We start from the raw sequence: 22620 nt of genomic DNA, 5'->3' as shown, positions 1-22620 counted from the left end.
GATGAAGTTAACACTTTTAACAACTAGCGATATTCACGGTTACCTGTACCCCACTGATTATCGAACCAAGCAACTAGCGGCACCATTTGGGTTGGTTCGTGCTGCTGCTGTGATTAAGGCTGAACGCAAAGCCGCACCAGGGCCAGTTCTAACCATTGAAACTGGTGATTTTCTGCAGGGGTCACCGTTGGCCTACTACATTGCCCGGCAAAAGCGGCCAGTTGCTCCGGAAAATTTAACCCAGGCCTACAATGAAGTAAACTACGATGTCCAAATTTTAGGTAATCATGAATTTAATTTTGGCCGACCTTATTTGCAGCAGGCACTGGCCAGCCTAACTCAGCCAGTGCTCTGCGCAAACATTTTAACAACGGCCGGTAAGCCCGCCTTTGGTTCGGCCTACAAATTATTTGATTGTGCTGGTGTGACGGTGGCGGTTCTTGGCCTAACCACGGCCCACATTCCATTCTGGGAAACGCCACGGCACATTAGGGGGTTGAATTTTCAATCAATTATCACAACGGCAAAACAGTACGTCCCTAAATTGCGGCAACTCGCCGATGTTGTTGTTGTGGCCTACCACGGTGGCTTTGAGGCCGATCTCAAAACAGGCCAACCAGTTGGGCTTATTAACGACGAAAATGAGGGCTACCGTTTGTTAGGGGAAGTTCGTGGCATTGATGCCTTAGTCACCGGCCACCAACACCGTAGTTTGGCCAGTCATGTGCTTGGTGTCCCCATTGTTCAGCCAGGTTATCGCGGGTCGGCAGTTGGGAAAATTCAGTTAAACTTGGCCACAAAACCATTAGTGAGTGTAACCGCATCGGCAGCAACCTTATTACCCACGGCCAAGCAAGTTAGTGAGCCACGGCTAGTGACCAAGATGTGGTCGTTACAGCAGGAAGCTGAGCGCTGGTTGGACCAACCCTTGGGTCAAGTTAAGGGCGATATGCGAATCAAAAATCCTAACCGAGCACGTGTTGTTGAAGCGGCCTACGTTGAATTTATTCAGCGCGTCCAAATGACGGCGGTGGGGGCGGACATTTCGGCAACTGCGCTATTTAATAACGAGAGTACCGGCTTTGGTGAGCAGGTGACAATGCGGCAAGTGGTGACAAATTATGTTTACCCCAACACGGTTGCCTTGGTCGCAATTAATGGCGCAATTTTGCGGGCGGCATTAGAAAAATCCGCCTTATTTTTTGCACCACTAGGTAAGGAAAAAGTGGGGATTAACGCCAAATTTCTACACCCGAAAAAGCAGTACTATAACTATGACATGTATGAAGGCATTGATTACACGATTAACGTTGCCCGGCCGAAGGGACAGCGAATCACGCGCTTAGAGTACCACGGTCGGAAAGTTCTACCAACCGATCAACTTAAAATCGCCTTAAATGGCTATCGTGCTGGTGGTGGGGGCAACTTTACGATGTTTAACCCGAGTCTAATTGAGCATGAGGTTCAACGGGAAATGCCTGAGTTAATCGCGGATTATTTCAAGGCCCACCCTGTGGTAACGGCAAGCGTTAATCATAACTTTAACGTCATTAATGAACCTGATTAAAATTTAAGTGTACATTAATACTGTATTTGAAGTGTTAGTGTGCGCTATTTAATCTCAGTTAGACGATAATTTGAATTGGGTTACCAATGGGTGAAAAAAGGGGACGAAATTACCGGTGAATTTTTTGGATCTAGTTAGAAAGGCAACTGGCCACACTTGCTGCGACTGTGCGGCCGGGAAGAATTAGTGGGTCAATTTTTTTAACTTGTTATAATCGCGTGCAACGGATTGAAAGCTGAAGTGTGGCGGCTAACTAGTTTGCGGGCCGGCCTAATTAATTTGCGTTAGATTCTAATTGAAAAACGCCCCTTAAAAGTATAAGATTGAAAAAGACTTTTAGGCGACACATTCAACGAAATTAAAGTGAGGGATTAATAAAATGAAGAAGAAAATCACGGCTGGTTTGGCGTTAATGCTGGTGTTAGTGCTTGCCGGTTGTTCTAATCTAAAATTAACGACGACTAAGACGACGTATAAGCCCAGTGGGATGACCGCCGTTGTTAAGGGAACGGCTAGTTCTGGCGCCGATCTAACTTATCAAATCGGTAAAAAAACAAGTAAGGTTAAGAATAATCACGGTGACTATGTTTTCACAGTTCCCGCAAGTAACGTTCAGCAAACGGTCAAAGTTAAGGCCAAATCGGCTGGTAAAACAGTAACGAAGAAGGTTCAGATTAAAAAAGTTAAGCCGTTGGGCAGTTACGCAATGCTGACAATGAAGTATAGTGCTATTTTGCAGCAAATGCATTTAACGGCTAAGGCTTTGCCAGAGACTGTAAAACCCGGAATTCATGATCTAATTAAAACCGATAGTTATACAATTCGGGGCAACATCCAAAACGACCAGTTAATCGGTGCCACGTTTATCATTCCAACTAAGGCATTGAAACAAAAGTCGGCCCAACAAGAGTTTGGCACCGCCTTTTCAGTTTTCTCCTCAACAGTAGGTGCTGATGGTGAAAAGGTCTTCAAAGAATTCAACAAGCAAACTAAGAATCAATCAAAAGGTCAAACAACGGTTAAAGAAATTAGTTCCAACGGCGTCCACTACAATATTGGTTTTTCAACGACCACGTTGTACATGTACATCACGAAGTAAATACGTTCTAACGTGTGGCAAAGGTAGGTTCTGAAGGTTGTCGCTCATTGGTGCGTCGTGGCGATCATATTTAAAACTATTAGCTAGTTTTCAGAACGCCAAACTCTAACTGGAACAAAACAGAACAGTTTAGATTCCATTCCGGTGCGCGAGGACGGAACGCGTGGCGGGTTGGCGAGCTAACTTTTACCAGATAAAGACAAAGCGGAGGTAAAAGTGGATCTCGCTAAGCCCGCATGATTCTACTTCACAATAGTGGATGATTTTCGGAACGAAAATCTTAGATGTTACGGACGATGACCATTCAACTAAGGCATAAAGCGCCAAGTTGAAACATGGCTCTAAATGGCCCAGATCGCCATTAATAATGACACAGCTGGCCCTCGTGCACCGAAATGAAATCTGGCCACAGTGGCACATTCAAGCGTTATTTGTGTCTCTGGCAATTACGTCAACCGTTATTATTGTGTTGCAAGTTAATGAAGGCTGCCCTTGTCAGTGTTAATGGCTAATTAGGACCACTGATAGATTGCACAGCATTAAAGCTGTGGTTCCAACTCAATTGTGTACTAACTAAACAATTAAATTAATCAATAATCAGAGCTCAACCGCTGCCAAGGTGGAATGAAGGCGCTGGCGTATCAGCTGTGTCGAAGGTACTTGATGACCGAATTGTGGTCATTTAGTACCTTGCGTGATTGACAAGATCCATTTTCTTTTCCGAATGGGGTTAATCGGAAAGAAAATTAGCTTGTCAACGCGCCACGCGTTCCATACGCCAGCGCCGGAATGGAACCTAACCAAATCTGCCCACGTGTAATTCAGTAGCCAGGCTGCATAAGCATTATTTTTAATAGCGATATAATTTAATTTAAATATGAGCGCTACACGCCACTGAAATTAGTGGTGAACTGAGCAAAAACGGAATATAATGCCTTTTGTTGCGCGTTTTTTGTTGTAAAATTCATGCTGCCGGTTTAGTTCTAGACTATTTTAAAAGAGGCTATTTTATAATGGAAAAATTAAAAGAACGGTTGGATGCGTTTAGTGACGCCGTTATTGCGATTATCATTACAATTATGGTCCTGGAATTACCATTACCCCACCATAATTCATTGGTTGAATACTTACAGTTTGGTAAGGCGATTGGCATCTTTTTCATCAGTTTTTGTTTTGTTGCCAATATTTGGTACCAACATTCAATGTTGTTTATTGATGCCGAAACGATGAATAATAAGATTTTCGTGTTGGAGTTTACCTTCCTGGCCTTTCTTTCGTTAACGCCGATTTTCACAAAATTGATTACGGTAGATACCAATCGCGTTACCGTTATTGCGTATGGTATTTTGACTATAATTGTAAACGGATTGTTTATCGCGGTCAGTTACTTTGTGATTCGGCAAAAGTATAGTGATCACAAAGACATTGAAAAAATTTTTCACCGAATCTACGGTAATCACACTAACTTTATTTCACTTGTGAACGTGGCCCTCCTAATTTTGGCTTATTTCAAACCAGGATGGGCATTATGGTTTTATTTAACACTTCCTGTTATCTCGTTTATTACGATTCGTGAGGACCAAACTGATTTGCAAGAAGTGACGAATTTGTCCCAGGATGATCAAAGTCAATATCTGCAGATGTCTAACGCTAAGCTGCGCGACTTTCGTAAACAGCAGCGGGAAATCAGTCGTAAATACGCAAGTCAGCGGCAAACTAATCCTAATTGGCAAACGGATATGGGAACAGAAATGAGTCAACTTTTTAAAGGTAGTTTTGGCGACCGTGACTTTTCAAATGGTGTTCCGCACCAGCAGCCGTTTTCTGGCCGCCCCAACAGGCCCCAGCGTCCGCGGCAAGGGCATGACCATCATTCGGATAAGCATTAATTAATGCTAACTGTGAAGTAAATGGTACTGAAAAAAGGCTGCTAAATTCCATTAATTAGGAATTTAGCAGCCTTTTTTAGTGCCTCTTTTAGAAATATTTTTACGGTCAACTGGCTATACTTTTGTTAATTTTTCACAGTTTGGCGATGTTCATAGCGTGAATAAAGTAACCAGGCGATGAGGCCAAAGACGATTGGGCCGATAATAATTTCAAAAGCATCTAAGTATTGGCCTTCTAGAATTGGTTCCACAATCGTGAAAATAATCCCAAAGACTAGCACTAAATCAACGACAATGGTAATAAAGTTAGTCCAACCTTTGCTCTTATAGATGACGAAGGGTCGTTCAAGATCAGTCCGTTTCTTAAAGAAAGGAAAGGCTGTGACTAAGAATAGATAAGGTAGCGTTGTTGAAACGTTGGCCATCTGGGTTAAGACGTTGTAGAAGACTTGGGCGTCTTTTCCGCCGAAGGAAACAAGAAAAATAAGTACCGAGACAAAGGCGGCCTGGCACCACATTGCTCGTGCTGGCATGCCAGCCTTGTTAGTTTCTGCGAACCCTTTTGGCCAGAGTCCTTTAGGTGTACCTAATACAAATGATTTTAGTGGTGAATAAATTAGAACGAAAAAGGCACCTAAGTAACTAAAGAACATGGTGAAGCCAGTAATTCGGGCAAACCAGGTTCCAATTAATAACGCGCTGGCGTGACTGAGATTCAGACTTTCACCAAGGAAGTAACCCAGATTTTGCATTAGCACGTAGGTAATATTTCCCAAGTTAGTGGTTTTATTATTTAAAACGGAGTTCCAGTTAGCCGAAATCCCCCAAATAAAAATGGAAAGGGCATAGCTGATGGTAATTAGAACCGTTGCGAAAATCAAGCCTTTAGGAAAGTTTTTCGCTGGCTTATCCATACTATCAGTAACGCCACCCATGGTTTCCATGCCACCATAGGCAAAGACCGCGAAAACAACGAAAGATAGCATTCCAATTAAGGATTTATAGGCCGCGTTTGGTGACGAAACAAAAGTGTGGATGCCGTGAATTGGCTCAGCGAGATGAAAGCCATTTTTAATTAAAATAAACAAACTAACTAAGATAAAACCAACGTTCAAGATGGCAATCAAGGTACCACCAAAGGATGCAAATTGCGAAATTCGTTCAATTCCGTTGGTCGCTAGTGCTGTAATTAAAATGAAGAAAATGATTCCTAATAAACCAATGGTGGCGTTGGAGGTTAGCCCAAATAAGTGCCAGCTTTGGGTTTTGTCGCTACCGAAGATAAAGGTTGAAAAAGGAATCCAAACCTTAGAAGCGGTGGAAACCATCCAAATAATCCACGATGCCAGCCAGATAAAGGTACCGATAAAAGCTGGACGGGGGCCAATCGATTCAGCCAGCCAGGAATAAATGCCGCCGTGGGATTCTTTAAAGGTTGAGCCGTACTCGGCGAACATCAAGGATGAAGGTAAGAAAAAACAGATTGCTGCAATAATGTACCAGATGATGCCGCCGTAGCCCATTAAGTAGTAAGCAACAGTGGTGTTAGCAAAGCCGAAAATGGAGCCAAAAATCATTAAAACTAAACCAACTAAGGTTATTTTCTTTTGAGTAGCCATTTATTTATATTCCCCTTATTAAGACCCAAACAATCAATGGTGCTGCGATGTAACGTGTGGTAAAAGGTGTTGCCATGCTTGACCTAGTCACGTTTTTAGTAAGTATTAAAAATTGCTTTTAGTAAATTACAGTTGGACTGCCACTTCACGGAGTAAACTCGGTCAAAAATAACCCTTTAGCACACTTTACAAGTTTGCGTCGGTATTAAAATTCAGTGGTGATCGATCAGTTGCCTGCGTGATGAGTTTGGCCGTCAAGGTTTCAAATTCTTGGCGCGCGTAAGCTCCACGCTGGGCACTGGTTTTGGTTAAGTAGTCAGTTAAGGCAGTGCCAGTTAACGTAACTGCCTTTTGATCAGCTTCCTCTAACTGATGTAAAAGGTTGGCGTGGACCTTGTTTTGGACAGCCGCTAACTGTTCGTTGAACTCGTGATAATGGCTGTCAACGAGTACGCCTAACAGTTTGTACGCCCAGTAATTTGACTGGGGATCATAGGTTGCGCCGCCAACTTTGTAGTCCGCCGGTGTCTCACTAATTCCAGCGTAAAACGGAACGTAACAACTTTCGGCAGCGACACCCATGGCCAACCAATGTAGACCACCAATAGCAGTCGGTAAATTTGGTCGCAGTTGGAGAATGTGGGACTCTTGCGTTTTAGCTAAACTGATTGGGCGAAATTTATGTTTATTCTTTGGTTTGCCTTGGCCGACTGGATCGTACTTGGTTCCCTGAAAATGAGAACTTAGAATCTGACTTAGCATTTCAACGGTAATTGGCTGTTCGGCTTGGCGAACAAATGGTAGCGTAAAGGACATTGGTTTTTGTTTGCTACTGGGATTCAACAGACGCTGACCGTACCAAACACGAGGTGTGTTGTAAATTAGGTCGGATTGACTTTGCGTACCAAAAATTTCGCGAAAATTGAACGGTGTCCCCGTTCGCCATAAATGGTGCTGGCTGGCGAACGCTTGAATGGCCGGGGAACTCATGAAATTAGCAGTGTCCGCGAAATCAACGACTTGAATACTCAGTTGGTTGGAAACAACCGCGTAAGAATCATCGGGAATTCGTTGCGCAACCCAGTGGTGGCCGGAGCCGGATTCCAGGTACCAAACTTCCTCTTGGTCCGAAAAAAGAATGCCGTTGGTTTCACTGGTCCCAGACTGACTGATCAGATCGCCAAGCCGTTGAACACCTTCACGAGCAGAGTGAACGTAGGGCAAAACGACGGTGACCATTGCTTCTTCAGCAATGCCACCAGCAACTAATGGATCGTAGCCTAAGACTTGGGCGTTGGCGTAGGCACTCTCAGTGGCGCTCATTGCAACGCCGTATTCGTTAATACCGTCTTCTTCGAAGAGACCAAATTTATCCGTCCATTCAGGCGTTGCCGTGTAGGCAGCACTTTCTTGTGGCAGGGTTAAGCTTAAACCAGTATCTTTGGAAACAAACTCAGTTCCCGCACTGTTGTGGGCGTGTTTGACGAAATGCTTTGGCCAGGCAGCTTTACTGTCTTCATTACGACCAATAAAGGTTGAACCATCGGCACTGGCGGCCTTACCCACAAGGACACTAGTACAGGCTGAGAAATTGGTTAATAAATTTTTTTGCATCGGCAAAACTTCTTTCTTCAATATATGCATTAAAGCGAATAAATAATGGGATAATTATAGCATAATCAGCTAACAATGATTTTTTATTCATAATAATCATAGCAAGATCTAATCAAATTTGTTAAATTAACGTTAGAACACTGTTTCTAGATGAGAATTAGCAAAGAAAACCATTATTTTAGCCTTTTTTACGGGTTGCTTAGGTAGAATAAGCTAAGAATTACTTAACAGGAGGCTATTCATGAATAAACTAACAAGTAACGAAACACTAAAAAAGGTCTTTTTCGTTCTTTTTGCCAGTATCTTAACGGCCTTGTCACTAAATATGTTTTTGATTCCAGCAAATGTGTTTAGTTCCGGGGTTAACGGGATTGCCCAATTGCTGGCAACTTTATTGGAACGTTTTATGCATATTCACATTGAAACTGGTTATTTTATTCTGCTGTTTAATATTCCAATTGGTTTACTGGGTTGGTTTAAAATCGGCCGCAGTTTTACTTTATATAGTATTTTGACGGCGTTACTTTCCGCGGTTCTTTCCGTTGTGTTGCCGGTTAAGGCGTTGTCGGCCAATCCGCTGATGAACGCCATTATTGGTGGTGCACTGGTTGGTCTGGGGATTGGGTACGCTTTGCGGGATGGCTTTTCAACTGGTGGGATGGATATTGTGGCCTTCGTACTGGCCAAAACAACCGGGAAAACAATTGGTAATTTAATGTTGGCGATTAACGGAATTATCGTGCTCGTTGCTGGTTTAACACTGAATTGGGCCAGCGCACTGTACACGATTATTTCGATTTACTGCACCTCACGGGTGGTGGATAATATAAATACCAGCCACTTGAAAGTGACGGCCATGATTGTCACCCAGCAAACAGACGCCGTGGTCAACGCCGTTCACGCCCGACTTATTCGGGGAATCACCATTATTCCAGCCAAAGGTGCCTACTATAAAAAAGACAGCACAGTTTTGATGATTGTGATCACCCGTTATGAAATGTACGAAATTGAACAGGCCGTTCGTGACGCTGACGCCCACGCCTTCGTTAATTTCTTGAACACAAATGAGGTTATGGGTGCATTTTTGGATGAGAGCCAACAGCCGAAGCACGTTGTGAAGGGCGGCTAGTGGATTGTTTGGAAAAATGTTCTTACTCTGTAATTGCAGCGTATTATTGGTTTCTTAATGCCGATGAGTGGGCTAAGCTAAGCAAAAGTCAAAATTACGGTTAAGTGCAGAAGACGGTCTGGTTCAAACATATTTAGACTGAATTGGGTGAAAACTACCTTTGTCAGTGTTGATAGCCAATTAAGAACACCGATAAGTTGTGCAGTATTAAAGCTGTGGTTCCTACTCAATTGGACTAATTAAACAATTAAATTAATCAATAATCAGAGCTCAACTACTGCCAAGGTGGAATGGAGGCGCTGGCGTATCAGCTGTGTCGAAGGTACTTGATGACCGAATTATGGTCATTTAGTACCTTGCGTGATTGACAAGATCCATTTTCTTTTCCGAATGGTTTTAATCGGAGAGAAAATTAGCTTGTCAACGCGCCACGCGTTCCATACGCCGGCGCCGGAATGGAACCTAACTGAGTCTGTTCACGTGTAATCTAGTAGCAAGCGGCATAAGTATTATTTTTAGTAGCGCTATAATTCAATTTAAATATGAGCGCTACGATGTACTAAAAATAGTTTAACCACCACTCACTTCTTTTTGCCAAGGCCGGAGACATTCGGTATAATAAGGCTAATTCATTAGACTAGGGAGTGTTTAATTATGCCACTTGTTCACATTGATTTACTTGAAGGCCGGACACCGGAGCAGCTTAAAAAAATGGCCGCCGACGTCACAACTGCCATTGCTAAAGATGCAAATGTTCCTGCCGATGATATTCACATTGTGCTAAATGAAATGAAGCACGATCATTATTTTGTTGCGGGAAAAGAAAAGGGACAGAAGTAATTTGCGGCAAAAATGGAGACTGGAACAAAGTTAATTTTTTGTTTCCAGTCTTTACTTTATTCTAAATATGATCGCTGTATCGTGCGGCAAAGGGCAAATTATTCTGTTTGGAATTTAAGCGCCAGTTTGGCCCACTTTTTTAAAATTTAGTTTGATTTTGGATGGAGTGAATACATTGAGTTATTATCATTACGGAACTACGCGGACGAACGCCGCTGGCCATTTGGAAATTGGTGGCGTCGATACTTTGGCCCTTGCTAAAGACTATGGGACGCCACTGTTTGTCTATGACACGGCCTTAATTAAAGAGCGAATTCAACAATTTAAAGAAGTTTTCGAAACGGCTGGTGTTGCTTATAAGGTAACTTATGCCAGCAAGGCCTTCACCGCAATTGCCATGTACCAGCTGTTGGCCCAGGCTGGCGTTGGCTGTGACGTTGTTTCTGGTGGGGAAATCTATACTGCCAATCAGGCTGGCTTCAACATGGCCGACGTTTCTTTTCACGGTAATAATAAATCTGCCGCCGAGCTCGAATTGGCCCTAGAAACGGGTGTCGGCACGATTGTTTTAGACAATTTTCACGAAATTGATTTATTAAATAATTTGCTTGAAGAGCGTCAGCAGCAAGTCAACGTGTTACTGCGGGTTTCTCCTGGAATTTCGGCCCACACCCACGAATACATTATGACTGGCCAGGAAGATTCTAAATTTGGGTTTGATTTGAAAAGCGGCCAGGCAACAGCGGCTTTTGAAAAAGTGCGCCAGTTGACCACAATGAAGTTGTTAGGTGTCCACTGTCACATTGGTTCACAGATTTTTGAAACGAAGGGCTTTGAAATGGCTGCTGGAGCGATGGTTGATCTATTAAATACTTGGAAACAAAAGGACGGTTTTCAGGCTGCTGTACTGAATTTAGGCGGGGGCTTTGGTGTCCGTTATACCGCGGAAGACCACCCGTTGGCGCCCCAAGACTACGTTAAGGACATTGTCGCGGTCGTTAAAAAATTAACCAGCTCGGCCGGCTTGAAACTACCCGCAATTTGGATTGAACCCGGGCGCTCAATGGTAGCCGAAGCCGGAACCACTCTGTATACCGTTGGTTCCCGTAAAGATTTGGCTGGTATTCGCAGTTACTTAGCTTTAGATGGCGGCATGGGTGATAATATTCGACCAGCGCTTTACCAAGCAAAATACGATGCTGTTTTGGCCAGTGACCCTGATGGCGCAGCGACCCAAACCGTATCGTTAGCGGGTAAATACTGCGAATCCGGCGACATGTTGGCTTGGGATCAGCAGTTACCGACGACGCAGCCTGGCGATGTGGTGGCCATGTTCACCACTGGTGCGTACGGCTATTCCATGGCTAGCAACTACAACCGCAATCCGCGGCCGGCCGTTGTTTTCGTGGAAAACGGCCACGCCCAATTAGTCGTGAAACGAGAAAGTTTTGCGGATTTAGTCCATTTGGATTTACCGTTGAAATAATGGCGACTGCTTTAAAAGCGATTTGATTTTGAATAGTTGCTACATTTAAACATAAACTGAAAAAACGAAGTTATCCTAATTAATGCAATAAGGGGATGGCTTCGTTTTTTTTAGTGCTTAAAAAATAAAGAACAGCCATTTTAAATTGAATTTTTTCAACTACTAAAATTGGTCTAAATCTAAAAATGATTTTAAATAAGACTAAACTAATCTTTTGATTAATTTTACTCAGACCAATGTCACCGCTTTCTTATTAATAGTGATTTATCTAACGTGAATCTAACAATGTGTTTACAGCTATCTGTCGATTAGTTATGCTTTGATTGTGATAAAAGATACAAAAAAGGAGTGAGTGAATTGGACATTATTATATTATTTATTATTGCGTATTTATACTATTTATTGGCGATTAAACAAGATACCTCCAACAAAATCTTGGTCTTATTCGGCGTTGTGCTGGTACTTTGTATGATCCTATTTAAATTGCACGCCACTAGTAGCTTACCAATCAGTCTATAGTTAGGGGGGAAACAAAACATGGAACAAAAAGCAAAGCGGAATGAGAAATTATGGGGCTCATTAGGTTTTTGGCTGGCGATTGGCTTCGTTGGCGCCTACATTTTAGTTTTATTGGGGAGTATGTCGGCGCAATTTATTAATCATGATCTACCCTGCCCATTATGTGTGTTGCAGCGGGAGTCAATGATTATGACGGCAGTTGGCCCGGCATACATTATTACGGCCAGCCTAAAACATGAGTTAACAATTGAAAAATTTGCCCGAGGTTACGGGATGGCGCTTGTTTTTGCGGTCTTTGGAATGGTGGCGGCGGCCCGGCAAACCCTACTACATATTGGGCCCCACGATCCTGGTTATGGTCCTGGATTTTTAGGTGTTCATTTTTACACGTGGTCACTACTTACTTTTATTGTCGTTGTTGTCTTTTGTGGGTTTAACTTAATTTTTGCCAAACAGTTAACCCCAGGTAAAAATTTAATCTTACCAATCTTTGGCAATATTGTTGTTAAAGTAATGTTTGTGTTAGTGGTTGTCATGTTTATTGCCATGATTTTTCAAGAAGGCTTTAACTTCTTGTTACCGGACGATCCAGTTAAATATCAACTGTTCGATTTATTCTAGATTGGCCGAATAGTACCAGATACCATAAGCAAAGCAATCTGGATAGCTTAAATAAAAAACTGGTTAAATCGCTTCTATAATGAAGTTATTTAACCAGTTTTTTTAGATAGTTATTGGTTTGACTGTGACGTGATTAATACTAGCGGGTTAACTTAGGGGTGATTGGAAAAGCGCCCAGTTAGGCCCAATTAGTCAGAAAAAGACTTACGAAAATAATTTTCAAACTCGATTTGAATGACCTAAACAGTGACTGATCACAAAATTAATTGGCCGGAATAATCGAAAGATCGTTGATATCACAATAATCACGTTCACAAAGAAAATGCAGTTCTTCGTTAACCTCGGGGAGGGTACCGACTAAGAGAACCTTGGTTTCGTCATCGACATCAAGAATTAGCTGATAAGTTTGCATGTCCGTAACTCCTTTCTCCTTTATCAAACCAAATTATCAGCTAAAGTGCAAGCGCTTTCTAAAGATAGTTAACTTGTTTTGTAAACTTAATTGTTAGGGCCAAACGGATTGGTTTTAAATTAAATTCGTTGGGATTGATTTGCGCTCGTTCTGCAGTTGTTGCTATTTTTAAGCGTTAAAGGTGGAAAGCTGTCATTTTAAGTGCTTGAAAATTTATGGGATCTTAAATCTAATTGGTTGAAATTGGCATGGGCGTTATTGGTCCATTAGTTAGAAGTAAAAGTAATAACGCTTTTAAACCGCTAATTAATAGAATGAAAAGGCGTTTGGCTAACAGATTTTTTAGATTTAATTTATATTGATTGCTGGTTTTACGTTGACTAAAAGTTGGTCCGTGGACTAGCAATAGATTGTGTAGAAATATTAATTTAGCCCACATGTTAGTGCCCTTTAAGTTTTAAATATTGATGGTAGTACAAGCGCTATTTTAAGAAAAAGCTAGGGTTAGTATCCAAATTGTGCTTTTATTGTTCGGTTGGTCGCACGATTTTAATTGACAAGTTAAATTAGTTGCCTATACTTTTAATTGATATAGTTGTATTTACAATACTAAATTACTTAAGGAGTGAAAATATAATGAAAAAAGCACTAGTTACTGGCGCAAACAAAGGAATTGGTTTTGAAATTGCGAAACAATTAGGCAATAATGGTTATTTTGTTTTAGTTGGTGCCCGCAATGTTCAACGAGGTAAGGCCGCCGTTGAACGCTTGCTGGCGAGTGGCTTGGCTGCTGATCAGGTTGAATTACTGCCCTTAGATATTGCAAACGCAACTTCACGGAAGCAGGCAAGGGATGTTATTCAGGCCAAGCACGCTGATCTGAGTTTATTAGTGAACAGCGCCGGGGCTGCAGGTGACATGAAGCCAGCACTGGAGACTTCCGCGGCAGAAATTCAGTCCTTATTGGACGTTAATTTATTTGGTACGTTTGAATTCACTAAATTAATGGTGCCAATCTTAGAAGCAAATAACGGTCGGATTGCTGATATTACAGGGCCATTTGAAGCAGCATTGCAATTCAGTCCAGCGGCCTATTCAATTTCCAAAGTCGCATTAAACGCTTCAATTTTAAATTTAGCGGCTAATTTTGAAAATAAAAAGATGGCACTTGAAATTTTCGGTATTTTTCCAGGTGGGGTGACCACTGATTTAAACGATAATCGGAAGAGTTCGTTTATGAAGTCGGCCGAGCAAGCCGGTAAGGAGATTACGGCGTTGCTGCTAGATAAGGAAAAGCATAATGGTGAAATTCTGACAACTAATAAAAAGGTAATTGGCCAACTGCAGCGGTTAAATTAGGGCATAGGTTAGAAGCTTGATGTTTATTATTAGGCGAACTCTAGATAAATGGGGCCTTAACTATTAAAAAATAGGGGTATTTCACTATAGTTAACGAACACTTTTTAACATAAAGATGTAGTTAAAGTAAGAATAAAAAAGTTACTTTAACTACGCTTTTAAAACAACAGTTCAAAACCAAACCCCACAAAAAAAACACTACCCAAACAGGCAGTGTTTTTTCAGTACAGAAAATTAAACTATAATTATTTAAGAAATTTTTAAGTCTAAAATTATTTTGTAGATCAATTGCGGATAATGTTAATGAATTAAGAGTAGCGCAGACAAAAATAATAATAGCTTTTGAACGCCAGAAATTCGAATGGTGATCGAACGAACATTTGGAATTAGTTTGCCGGACGCAACTATTGTTAAACAGTGGCGGCAACCTCAGTTTTAGGTACAACCACGGTGCAAAATATCTTTTTTAAGTATTATTTGGGGTACCCAAGAGTGGCCAACCAAATAAAATTGCTAAGCAACTGTGGGCTCGTTGCTTAGCAATTATTTTCCAAAGGCTTTTCCAAGTAGACCACCAATGCAGGGAAATAGTCCGATTAGTAGCACAAGTATTGCAAAATCGGATTTCATTAGCAGGCCAATCATAATGATCAATAGGCCGATAATTATGAGTTGTGATCCGTAATTTTTAAAAACTCGCAAAAAATCATCTCTCTATTAGAATAGTACAAATAGGTCTCAATTTAGAGACATTATTCAGTATACCAAAAAAATGTAATAAGTTCAGCGTTAATTGACGATTTTTAATATCCATGATATTTTGAAGGTGGCCACAAGATTTCAGTTGGCCGGTGGAGTAATTTTGAATATTGGAGGACTGTTAGGTGAAGCAGGATAAAGAAAAGGCCAAACAAATTGTTCACGAATTGTACAATGATTTGCAAACTAATTCGGCGCTGGGAATCGCCGATGTTAGTGAGGTCTTGTTGCGAGTTTATTCGAAAACGGATCGGCTTAAAGATTTAGCGCCAACGTATAATCGCTTGGTGACGTACATTTATTTTACCGGGAAAGTTAATCGTTTTGTCTTGACCCGGCGGCAAGAAACGCTGGTTGCAAAATTAGCAACCATTGGCAATTCGGCCGGTGTGCGTGGTGCTGCTTATGGGTCAGATTACGGTGATAAATCACAATTTTAAAGGGAAAAGGGAGAACTTTTATGATGGTTGGCGGAAATTTACCAATTGGCACCAAGGACGCCATTCTGGCGGTTGCTGTTTTGACGATTTTAGTGGTTACTGTTATTTTTAAACAATCGGTGGGCGAATTTGTTACTGAAGAAATTGCTGTTTGTGTGGCGTTTATTGGCGGTACGTTGAAACGGGATAAACGATTGAGGTAGCCAGTCGAACTGTATTAAAAAACTAATTCCTAAAGGCCATTCTAAGCCTCAAGGAATTAGTTTTTTCTTCTTTGGATTTCTCGATTAATTGTGTTGGCAGTTAATTCTGATCCAAGTATTCCTTGCGTCGGTAAAATAACAGACTGCTGAAACCGGCAAGAATAATAAATGGTAATGCATGTTGATAAGGGCGAATAAAGGCCTGGGTTATTTGTTGTTTCGTTGTTGCTTGAATTGTGTGTGCTGTCTGAGCCATGCTGTAATTGTCCTGTTTAACCTGTTGTTTAACTTTTTTTGAAACTTTTGCGTAAATGGCCTGTTGAGCGACTGCTGAAATAGTTTGTTGGTTTAACCTGTTTAGGGTCTTTTGGTAATTTTCTTGAATAAGCCGTTTTTGTTGGTTAGAACTAATATAGCGGCGTTTGGACTGTTTTTGCTGCGTGTCACTGGTCCTAATTTGTTGTGTTGCTTGGTGCGTCATTTTGGTCTTAGCCGTTTTGGAAATGGTCAGTGCCGAAATTTGGGTGGTGGCGGCCCTTATCGAAGTTGCCTTGGCTGTATTAAGGTTGGTTGTTAGGGCCGAAACAAAAATAGCAACTGCTAAAACCGAACCAATTTGGCGAAAGAGGCCCAGGACACTTTGGGAGGCGGTCAATAATGCGCCGGTAAAATTGGCAGCACCTAAAACGACAATTGGGCCAGCAATAATACCATAACCGGCGCCAATCAGAAGACAGGCCACCAAAATTTGCCAGTATTGATTTGGGTCCATAATGGCCAGAACGAGGTAGCCTAGGATCATGAAAATAAAGCCGCTAGCGACCATTATTCGGGGACCAATTTTGTTAATGATAAGGCCGCTGATGGGTGAAAAAATAAAAATCATCACTGAAGCTGGCGTAATCATTAAGGCTGCCGTTAGCTCTGATTTACCTTGAACCTTAGTGAAAAAGGTTGGCAAAATGACCAAAACGGCAACTAAGAAAATACCACTTAAAACAACGGCCAGAACGGCGCCAGTAAATTGGCGATTTTGGAAAAGTTCTAATGGTACCATGGGTTCTTTAACGTGTTGCTCAACAAGTAGAAATAAAATAAGGGCGAATAGGCTAGTACCGAGTAGGCCAATAATGGCGGTACTTGACCAGCCCCAGGCACTGCCTTTGATTAAGGCCAGTGTGAGTGAAAAAAGTAGGATCATTGATAACAGCATGCCCGGGAAATCAATTTGAGCATTGCTGTGCAGTTCTTGTTTAAACGTTAATAGTGTGGCACATAAAATAAGGGCCAAAATAATCAACGGAATATTAATGAAAAAGACCCAGCGCCAACCTAAGTATTGGGTCACAATACCGCCAACCGTGGGACCAAGCGCTGCGGCCAATCCTTGCGTTACACCCAACGTCGCCACGGCGCCAGTTCGGTGGGAGAGATCCGTTGTGGAAATACCAATTGTCATGCTGGCCGGGAAAATAATCGCGGCACCTAGGCTTTGCACACAACGACCAATAATTAGGTTAGCTGCGTCATTGGCAAATCCGGAAAGCGCCGAACCAATAATAAAAACAAGTAGTCCACAAATGTAGACCTTGTTTCGACCGAGAATGTCGGCCAGACGACCTAACGGAATTGTAAAAACAGCAAAGGTAATCGTGTAAACATTGAGTGCCCAGGAAAGCTGTTCTAAATTAACATTTAGGCCAGTTTGGATTGCTGGTAGCGCAATATTCATAACGGTTGTGTCTAACATACATAGAAAAATACCAATGGCCATCGCAAAAACGGTCAATTTTGCTTTAAAGTTCATATTATTGATGAACCTCCTTTGTTATTAAAAAATCGGCAATTAAAGAGTGGCACGGAATTATTTTCCTAACTAATTTGGCCCAAATATGTTTGAAAAAGAACTTCCTGTACTTTTTGGGCGACGTTAGGTGTGTTTGAGCTTAATTTATGGCACCTCTAATCATTGCTGGTTTGTAGAATAACATCGGTGTATAGTTAATTTAAATACATTGATTACAAAAGGGGCCAATTTGTCAACTATGACACCTAAAGAATTAAAAAATAAAAAATTACTTGATAGCTTTAACGCGTTAATTGGCCTGTTGAAAGAGAAAAAGTTAACGGCCATTTCAGTGACTGAGTTTTGTGTAACGGCCCAGGTTTCTAGGACCTATTATTACCATAACTTCAGCTCGTTCGAGGATATTATTAGTCAATATGAGATTTTGAGCATTATTCAATATATGCGCGGTTTACCGAATAAAATCCATTTAACAGTTGCGACTATGCTTACCCATTATTTTCAACTGGCAGCAAATGCGGCGGACGCTCAACTCGTATTAATTAATAATGGCAAAGAATCTGTCCTGATCAATGCCTTTACGACAGCGTACCTTTACCTATTAAAAAATGATATTATCTTAAAAAGTAGTCATAAACGACTTGAACAAAAGTATTGGGCCGAGTTTATGGCGGGTGCCGTTATCAATATGTCGGTTCGGTGGCTGCAAGAAGGAATGCCGGAGACACCAGAATATATGGGCAAATTAGTGGCTGCGTTTGTTCATTCAAAATAGAATCGAGCTATCCAAAGTTTTGATTTCGGCCGGATTTAAAAATAATGGGCCCGTTTATTACCGGCCATATTCAGAAAAGTCATATATAATTGACATTAGTCTTAATTGTCAGATATAATGTACTTAAATGAAGGAGATGGCCTGGGTGGCACCGAATCGAGTACGCTACTACCGTAGAAAAAAAGGGTTAACACAGCTTACTTTGGCACGGGCAATCGGGGTTTCGCGACAAACAATTAATTTGATTGAAAATGACAAATATAATCCGTCATTAGATTTGATTATTAAGTTGGCTAAGGTGTTAGGGACGGACTTGAATTCACTATTTTGGGGGTAATTAGTATGCGTAAGCGCCTATATCAGTGGTTTGTTGGGGTATCTGAAGAACGGGATGAACGACAATTAAGTGAACTCCACCGGACAATGGCGGATTGTTTGTTGGGCATTTACATAATTAGTCTCGTTTACTTAGGAGCGCGTTGTATATACATTGTTGTCAACCAAACTTCATTTCCACTGGATTTGGTAGCAATTTTAATATTAACGTTGGCTATCTCAGGTTACATGGGTTTTCAGATTATTTATCATCGCTTGGATGAAGTGGATGTTCAAAATCGTGATCAGCTAAAAGTTAAACGACGTAGGTTACTACTTAAAAGTGGCTGTCAGGCCGGCTATTTTGCGCTCGGCTTATTTGGTCTGGATGTCTTTTTTGGGAGTCAAATTAATGGTCATATGATTTTCGGCCACATAATTGGTGGGGTTATTTTTGGCCTTCTAATGTATGCAATAGGCCGTTGGCGTTATCGATTGTAGAGTGAAAAGAATTTAGCATATTTTAATTAAACTGTATCTGCTTTGCGTAATTGCGTTTTCTTGAATCCCTCTAAATTAATTGCTAAAATAAACGAATCAACTCAGGAGGTGGCAAGATGCGGCAGGTTCAGTTTTACGGTGCGATATCGCTTGATGGTTACCTGGCGACCAAGGAAAATAATATGCAGCGGTTATTTGATACCGCGGGTGGTGAGAGTGCCAATACTGCTGAATTTATGGCTCAGATTGATACGACAATTATGGGGCGTAAAACTTATGCTATCACTAAGAAATTAATGAATAACGCACCTTTGTTTCCGGATAAAACCAATTACGTATTATCACGAACACGGCAAGGTCAAGAATCTGATGCCATTTATTCGCAGGAGTCACCGGTCACGTTGGTAAAAAAATTACGGCAAACTGCTGGCGAGAACATTTGGATTGTCGGCGGTGGTCAGATCGTGGCTGACTTGGTGGCGGCCGATTTGATTGATGCATGGTGGATTCAGATTGCGCCGGTATTGTTAGGCGATGGTATTCGCCTATTTCCAAAGGGTGATTACGGTACTCGTCTAGACGTAGTGGCAGTAAAACAGTATGACCAGTTGATGGAATTGCAGTTGCGGCGTAAAACAGGGCGTAAGTGAATAACAAATTACTAAAAATATTAGATCAACAAAGAGGCCAGGACAAGGGTCCTAGTCTCTTATTGTTGCTGAACATTATTCTAGAACGTAAACCCAAAACCGACCTTTGTCCCACTCCGTCGTTTTGTTATTTTTTTACACCGGAATATTTTACACTGAGAAACCAGGCTGGAATTAAGGCCAGCAAGGTAATGGCAATCGACCACATGAAGGCCGTATTGTAAGAAGTTGTCAGGTGTGGGATCGTTGGCAGTTTACCGGTTAGGCTATGAGCCATTACGGTAGCAAGGATGGCGGTCCCAAAGGCGCTACCGATGTTTTGGAACATGCGGGTAGCGGTGGTGGCTTCAGGAATTTGTGCGGGACTAAGGCCGGTATAGGAATCCGCCATAATTGGAATGGTAAAGGCGCCAACTGCAGCACCGCGGACGAATAGGCTGGCCAGTAAGAACCACTTGTTTGTCGTGCTACCGGCAAAGGCAAATGGTAGTGTGCTGAAGGTGGCGATCAGGATGCCAACTACCACCACCCAGCGGGCACCAATTCGATCGGTAAGTTTGCCGACTTGCGTTCAGGTTAGCAACATGCCTAATCCTTGGGGAATTAAATAAATACCGGCCCAAACAACGCTTAAGCCGCGGATGTTTTGAAAATAAAGCGGAAGTAGGAACATGGCGCCGTTTAACGTGATTCCAGACATAAGTAACAGGATTGACGCCGCTGAAAAACTTCGTGTTTTAAATAAATTTAAATTAACTAGTGCTCGTTTTGGTAAAACAAGGGCGTAAATAACGTAACCAATCAAGCAAGTCAGACCGATTCCTAGTGGCCATAGAACAGAACTCTGATCCAATTTGGCAGTATGACTAAATTTGGTGATGCCCAAAATAAAACCGGTAAATAGTCCGGCAAAAAGGATAATACTGGGAAAATCAAGTCGCTTGCCCGGTTGGGTTGGGTTAAACTTAGGTAGCCAGATGATTAGCGCGGTCATTGAGATTAGCACAATTGGGATATTAATGTAAAAAATCCAGTGCCAGTTTAATTGATCTATAATGAAACCACCAATTGTTGGGCCTAAGATCGGCATTAAAACGGCGGGCAGGCCAACGATCGACATTAATTTACCTAAATCTTTACCGTTTGCGGCGCGAACGATTAAGGTTGTCAGGAGTGGGACGATAATGCCGGCCGCGGCGCCCTGAATAATTCGACCAATAATGAGGCCGGTGATAGTCGTCGAAATACCGGAAACGACTGAACCGAGTAAGAAACCGGCAGAGGCCCAGAGGTACAGCTGTTTGCCACTAATCCAATCAATGGCCCAGCCAGCGATGGGAACAGTGATGCCCATTGCCAGTACATAAACGGTGACCACCCACTGTACGTTGCTGACTGAAGTGTTAAGATTTTGCGTGATGGCATTGACGGCAATATTGGCCATGGTGGAATCCAGCATGGGGGCGATGGCGCCGACGACTAGAATCGCGCAGGTAGCAATGATCGATTTATTTTTTGGTGCTGTTGTTTGTGATTGCATAGTAGACCTTCTTTAAATTTAATTTTGGTTTAAGGCGGCAAGTCCAATCGCACTACCCTAGTGGCCAGTCAGATCATTTTGTTATTAATTAGTCTAAAAGATTCTTTTATAAGATACGCACGTATCTACAATTGAGAATGATATAATAGATTTAAACGAAAAGCAAGTAAAGTTGGTGAAAAAATGGCGGAAATTAAACGGCCTACCCGTAGACGGGGAAAAGAACTGGAAAATGAACTGTTGAAAGCGGCCTGGACTGAATTTAAGGCGAAGGGTTACGATCAATTGACGATGGAAGGTGTAGCGGCCTGCGCGCACACTACTAAAACGGTGTTGTACCGGCGTTGGCCCAAAAAATCGCTGCTGTTAATTGCGGCCTTTAAAAAGTTTGGACCACGGATTGAGTCACCCGATACCGATACTGGCTCACTACGGGAAGATCTTTTTAATTTATTAGGTGCGCCTTTAAAAAGTTTTGCGGCCCTGGGTGAGGCGACAGTTCGCGGCTTAGTCGCTGATCAAATTGGCCAGCAAATTGGTGATGTATTTGGCTTGGTTACGTCCAATACAGGAACTAGAAAATACGTGGTTGCGATCTTAAAGCAGGCGGATCAACGGGGCGACATTAAGCTGGTCAATTTAAGTGAACGGGCCATAAATTTACCAGCCATGTTATTGCTGGATGAAATCCTGGCGACAGGCTTCCTTACGCAAGCTGGCTTGTACGCCATGATTGATGAGATTTTAATGCCAGTGTTGCTGGCCAGTAAACAGGAAAAGTCTAATTAGAGCTTTTTTAAAAGGATAGCTGCCTTAATCTTTTCTAGCACTGATTAGGATTATAATCTTTTGCATTGCACAGAAATGGTCGTGCCAGAGTTTACTTTGGCGCGATCATTTTTATGTATTTTATTTTAATTTAGGCCTGCTGTGGTTGCTGCCAATGTTCAAATAATCTGAATTAGGATTAATCATTTGCAGACACCGCCTAACACCGTGTTGTAAGAGAACGTTATTATTTGGGTTGATTAGATTGAATGAAACTAATTACTGGCCTAAAATCCGTACTTGGATAAAAATTTGAGTTGCCGGATTCTTTTTTAGCAAGTAAAGTTGTATTTTGCTGAAAAATAACGTTGTGCGTGGGCCGCGGTGGGGCGTCAAAATAGACCTAAAATATTGAACTTTTTAATAATTAAAGGCTAAAAATATTTGCTATGGAGTACAGACCAGGGTTTATACTATGGTCAATCAAGAATGAATCTGGTGCTTGACCGCAGTATTTTTAGTCAATAAAAGGTTTTTTGCAGATGGTAGTAACCTGATTTATTTCAGAAAGGTTCGGATAGTAGACCGTCTGCAGAAATCGAATTGGTGCGGTAGTAACGTGATTTATTTCAAGACTTGTGGTCAGAAGTCAAGTAGGTGATACGTAAAATATTGATAGTTCTAATTGTGAGGAGAGTATACTTCCCC

At 41.8% G+C, this 22620-nt stretch carries 20 protein-coding genes and 1 pseudogene; 16 read left to right on the top strand and 5 right to left on the bottom strand.

Translation table 11 applies throughout. The annotated features are described in order from the left end of the window. Position 1 precedes the first annotated feature (1 nt). The 3 genes from EKM61_RS05330 to EKM61_RS05320 all read left to right on the top strand — a co-directional run bounded on the left by EKM61_RS05330 (position 2) and on the right by EKM61_RS05320 (position 4555). On the top strand, positions 2-1567 hold the full coding sequence (locus EKM61_RS05330) for a bifunctional metallophosphatase/5'-nucleotidase (RefSeq protein ID WP_068223963.1): 1566 nt from the start codon (positions 2-4) through the stop codon (positions 1565-1567). Positions 1568-1946: 379 nt separating this feature from the next. Then, a complete protein-coding gene (locus EKM61_RS05325; RefSeq protein WP_068223965.1) occupies positions 1947-2666 on the top strand; it encodes a hypothetical protein in 720 nt (239 codons plus the stop codon). A gap of 1013 nt (positions 2667-3679) precedes the next feature. After that, a complete protein-coding gene (locus tag EKM61_RS05320) occupies positions 3680-4555 on the top strand; it encodes a TMEM175 family protein (protein WP_068223967.1) in 876 nt (291 codons plus the stop codon). 125 nt (positions 4556-4680) lie between these two features. Here EKM61_RS05320 and yjeM read toward each other — a convergent pair whose 3' ends face one another. Then, positions 4681-6174 carry a glutamate/gamma-aminobutyrate family transporter YjeM gene (gene yjeM, locus EKM61_RS05315; RefSeq protein ID WP_068223970.1) on the bottom strand — a complete coding sequence of 498 codons (1494 nt, stop codon included), beginning with the start codon at positions 6172-6174 and terminating at the stop codon, positions 4681-4683. Between the two features lie 186 nt (positions 6175-6360). Then, positions 6361-7788, bottom strand: coding sequence for a C69 family dipeptidase (locus EKM61_RS05310; protein WP_068223972.1), 1428 nt, complete (start codon positions 7786-7788; stop codon positions 6361-6363). 241 nt (positions 7789-8029) lie between these two features. On the opposite strand from EKM61_RS05310, the gene EKM61_RS05305 reads away from it, so the two are divergent. The 5 genes from EKM61_RS05305 (at position 8030) to EKM61_RS05290 (ending at position 12383) form a co-directional block, all read left to right on the top strand. Next, positions 8030-8917, top strand: a complete 888-nt coding sequence (locus tag EKM61_RS05305; RefSeq protein WP_068223975.1) for a YitT family protein — start codon at positions 8030-8032, stop codon at positions 8915-8917. Positions 8918-9571: 654 nt separating this feature from the next. Beyond that, the gene (locus EKM61_RS05300; protein ID WP_068223978.1) at positions 9572-9757 is read left to right on the top strand and encodes a 2-hydroxymuconate tautomerase; all 186 of its coding nucleotides are present in this window, start codon (positions 9572-9574) and stop codon (positions 9755-9757) included. Between the two features lie 175 nt (positions 9758-9932). Then, positions 9933-11243 carry a diaminopimelate decarboxylase gene (lysA, locus tag EKM61_RS05295; RefSeq protein ID WP_068223983.1) on the top strand — a complete coding sequence of 437 codons (1311 nt, stop codon included), beginning with the start codon at positions 9933-9935 and terminating at the stop codon, positions 11241-11243. 357 nt (positions 11244-11600) lie between these two features. Beyond that, positions 11601-11762 (top strand): DUF5993 family protein, encoded by a 162-nt coding sequence (locus EKM61_RS12020; RefSeq protein WP_156519989.1) that lies wholly within the window; start codon positions 11601-11603, stop codon positions 11760-11762. Positions 11763-11780: 18 nt separating this feature from the next. After that, positions 11781-12383, top strand: a complete 603-nt coding sequence (locus EKM61_RS05290; protein WP_068223986.1) for a disulfide bond formation protein B — start codon at positions 11781-11783, stop codon at positions 12381-12383. Between the two features lie 262 nt (positions 12384-12645). Here EKM61_RS05290 and EKM61_RS12015 read toward each other — a convergent pair whose 3' ends face one another. Beyond that, positions 12646-12795, bottom strand: coding sequence for a hypothetical protein (locus EKM61_RS12015; protein ID WP_156519990.1), 150 nt, complete (start codon positions 12793-12795; stop codon positions 12646-12648). A 636-nt stretch (positions 12796-13431) separates the two neighbouring features. Here EKM61_RS12015 and EKM61_RS05285 point away from each other — a divergent pair. The 3 genes from EKM61_RS05285 to EKM61_RS05275 all read left to right on the top strand — a co-directional run bounded on the left by EKM61_RS05285 (position 13432) and on the right by EKM61_RS05275 (position 15556). Continuing rightward, positions 13432-14154 (top strand): SDR family NAD(P)-dependent oxidoreductase, encoded by a 723-nt coding sequence (locus EKM61_RS05285; protein ID WP_225417797.1) that lies wholly within the window; start codon positions 13432-13434, stop codon positions 14152-14154. A gap of 884 nt (positions 14155-15038) precedes the next feature. After that, a complete protein-coding gene (locus EKM61_RS05280; protein WP_068223993.1) occupies positions 15039-15353 on the top strand; it encodes a bacteriocin immunity protein in 315 nt (104 codons plus the stop codon). A gap of 20 nt (positions 15354-15373) precedes the next feature. After that, the gene (locus EKM61_RS05275) at positions 15374-15556 is read left to right on the top strand and encodes a hypothetical protein (protein ID WP_068223996.1); all 183 of its coding nucleotides are present in this window, start codon (positions 15374-15376) and stop codon (positions 15554-15556) included. A gap of 100 nt (positions 15557-15656) precedes the next feature. On the opposite strand, the gene EKM61_RS05270 is transcribed toward EKM61_RS05275, so the two are convergent. Next, a complete protein-coding gene (locus EKM61_RS05270; RefSeq protein ID WP_068223999.1) occupies positions 15657-17363 on the bottom strand; it encodes an MFS transporter in 1707 nt (568 codons plus the stop codon). A gap of 238 nt (positions 17364-17601) precedes the next feature. On the opposite strand from EKM61_RS05270, the gene EKM61_RS05265 reads away from it, so the two are divergent. From EKM61_RS05265 to EKM61_RS05250, 4 genes are all read left to right on the top strand, one after another. Beyond that, a complete protein-coding gene (locus EKM61_RS05265) occupies positions 17602-18138 on the top strand; it encodes a TetR-like C-terminal domain-containing protein (RefSeq protein WP_068226210.1) in 537 nt (178 codons plus the stop codon). Positions 18139-18283: 145 nt separating this feature from the next. Then, positions 18284-18475: a helix-turn-helix transcriptional regulator gene (locus tag EKM61_RS05260; protein WP_191980754.1), complete on the top strand. Its 192-nt coding sequence runs from the start codon at positions 18284-18286 to the stop codon at positions 18473-18475. Positions 18476-18480: 5 nt separating this feature from the next. Then, positions 18481-18954 (top strand): DUF3278 domain-containing protein, encoded by a 474-nt coding sequence (locus tag EKM61_RS05255; protein WP_068224005.1) that lies wholly within the window; start codon positions 18481-18483, stop codon positions 18952-18954. Between the two features lie 116 nt (positions 18955-19070). Continuing rightward, positions 19071-19604: a dihydrofolate reductase family protein gene (locus EKM61_RS05250; protein ID WP_068224007.1), complete on the top strand. Its 534-nt coding sequence runs from the start codon at positions 19071-19073 to the stop codon at positions 19602-19604. A gap of 127 nt (positions 19605-19731) precedes the next feature. On the opposite strand, the pseudogene EKM61_RS05245 reads toward EKM61_RS05250, so the two are convergent. Continuing rightward, a pseudogene (locus EKM61_RS05245) lies at positions 19732-21144 on the bottom strand (MDR family MFS transporter). 183 nt (positions 21145-21327) lie between these two features. Here EKM61_RS05245 and EKM61_RS05240 point away from each other — a divergent pair. Further along, complete coding sequence (locus EKM61_RS05240) at positions 21328-21933, top strand: TetR/AcrR family transcriptional regulator (protein ID WP_068224010.1); 606 nt, start codon at positions 21328-21330, stop codon at positions 21931-21933. Positions 21934-22620 lie beyond the last annotated feature (687 nt).

Origin of the sequence: Loigolactobacillus backii (assembly GCF_003946275.1) — a bacterium.
Taxonomy (GTDB): Bacteria; Bacillota; Bacilli; order Lactobacillales; family Lactobacillaceae; genus Loigolactobacillus; species Loigolactobacillus backii.
Note: the sequence above shows the minus strand (reverse complement) of the source record. Positions and strands in the feature narration are given on the sequence as shown.

Excerpts from the sequence above, each read along its gene's own strand:
- EKM61_RS05330 (WP_068223963.1), top strand. The coding sequence starts at position 2 with ATGAAGTTAACACTTTTAACAACTAGCGATATTCACGGTTACCTGTAC.
- EKM61_RS05325 (WP_068223965.1), top strand. The coding sequence starts at position 1,947 with ATGAAGAAGAAAATCACGGCTGGTTTGGCGTTAATGCTGGTGTTAGTG.
- EKM61_RS05320 (WP_068223967.1), top strand. The coding sequence starts at position 3,680 with ATGGAAAAATTAAAAGAACGGTTGGATGCGTTTAGTGACGCCGTTATT.
- yjeM (WP_068223970.1), bottom strand. The coding sequence starts at position 6,174 with ATGGCTACTCAAAAGAAAATAACCTTAGTTGGTTTAGTTTTAATGATT.
- EKM61_RS05310 (WP_068223972.1), bottom strand. The coding sequence starts at position 7,788 with ATGCAAAAAAATTTATTAACCAATTTCTCAGCCTGTACTAGTGTCCTT.
- EKM61_RS05305 (WP_068223975.1), top strand. The coding sequence starts at position 8,030 with ATGAATAAACTAACAAGTAACGAAACACTAAAAAAGGTCTTTTTCGTT.
- EKM61_RS05300 (WP_068223978.1), top strand. The coding sequence starts at position 9,572 with ATGCCACTTGTTCACATTGATTTACTTGAAGGCCGGACACCGGAGCAG.
- EKM61_RS05290 (WP_068223986.1), top strand. The coding sequence starts at position 11,781 with ATGGAACAAAAAGCAAAGCGGAATGAGAAATTATGGGGCTCATTAGGT.
- EKM61_RS12015 (WP_156519990.1), bottom strand. The coding sequence starts at position 12,795 with ATGCAAACTTATCAGCTAATTCTTGATGTCGATGACGAAACCAAGGTT.
- EKM61_RS05285 (WP_225417797.1), top strand. The coding sequence starts at position 13,432 with ATGAAAAAAGCACTAGTTACTGGCGCAAACAAAGGAATTGGTTTTGAA.
- EKM61_RS05275 (WP_068223996.1), top strand. The coding sequence starts at position 15,374 with ATGATGGTTGGCGGAAATTTACCAATTGGCACCAAGGACGCCATTCTG.
- EKM61_RS05270 (WP_068223999.1), bottom strand. The coding sequence starts at position 17,363 with ATGAACTTTAAAGCAAAATTGACCGTTTTTGCGATGGCCATTGGTATT.
- EKM61_RS05265 (WP_068226210.1), top strand. The coding sequence starts at position 17,602 with ATGACACCTAAAGAATTAAAAAATAAAAAATTACTTGATAGCTTTAAC.
- EKM61_RS05255 (WP_068224005.1), top strand. The coding sequence starts at position 18,481 with ATGCGTAAGCGCCTATATCAGTGGTTTGTTGGGGTATCTGAAGAACGG.
- EKM61_RS05250 (WP_068224007.1), top strand. The coding sequence starts at position 19,071 with ATGCGGCAGGTTCAGTTTTACGGTGCGATATCGCTTGATGGTTACCTG.
- EKM61_RS05240 (WP_068224010.1), top strand. The coding sequence starts at position 21,328 with ATGGCGGAAATTAAACGGCCTACCCGTAGACGGGGAAAAGAACTGGAA.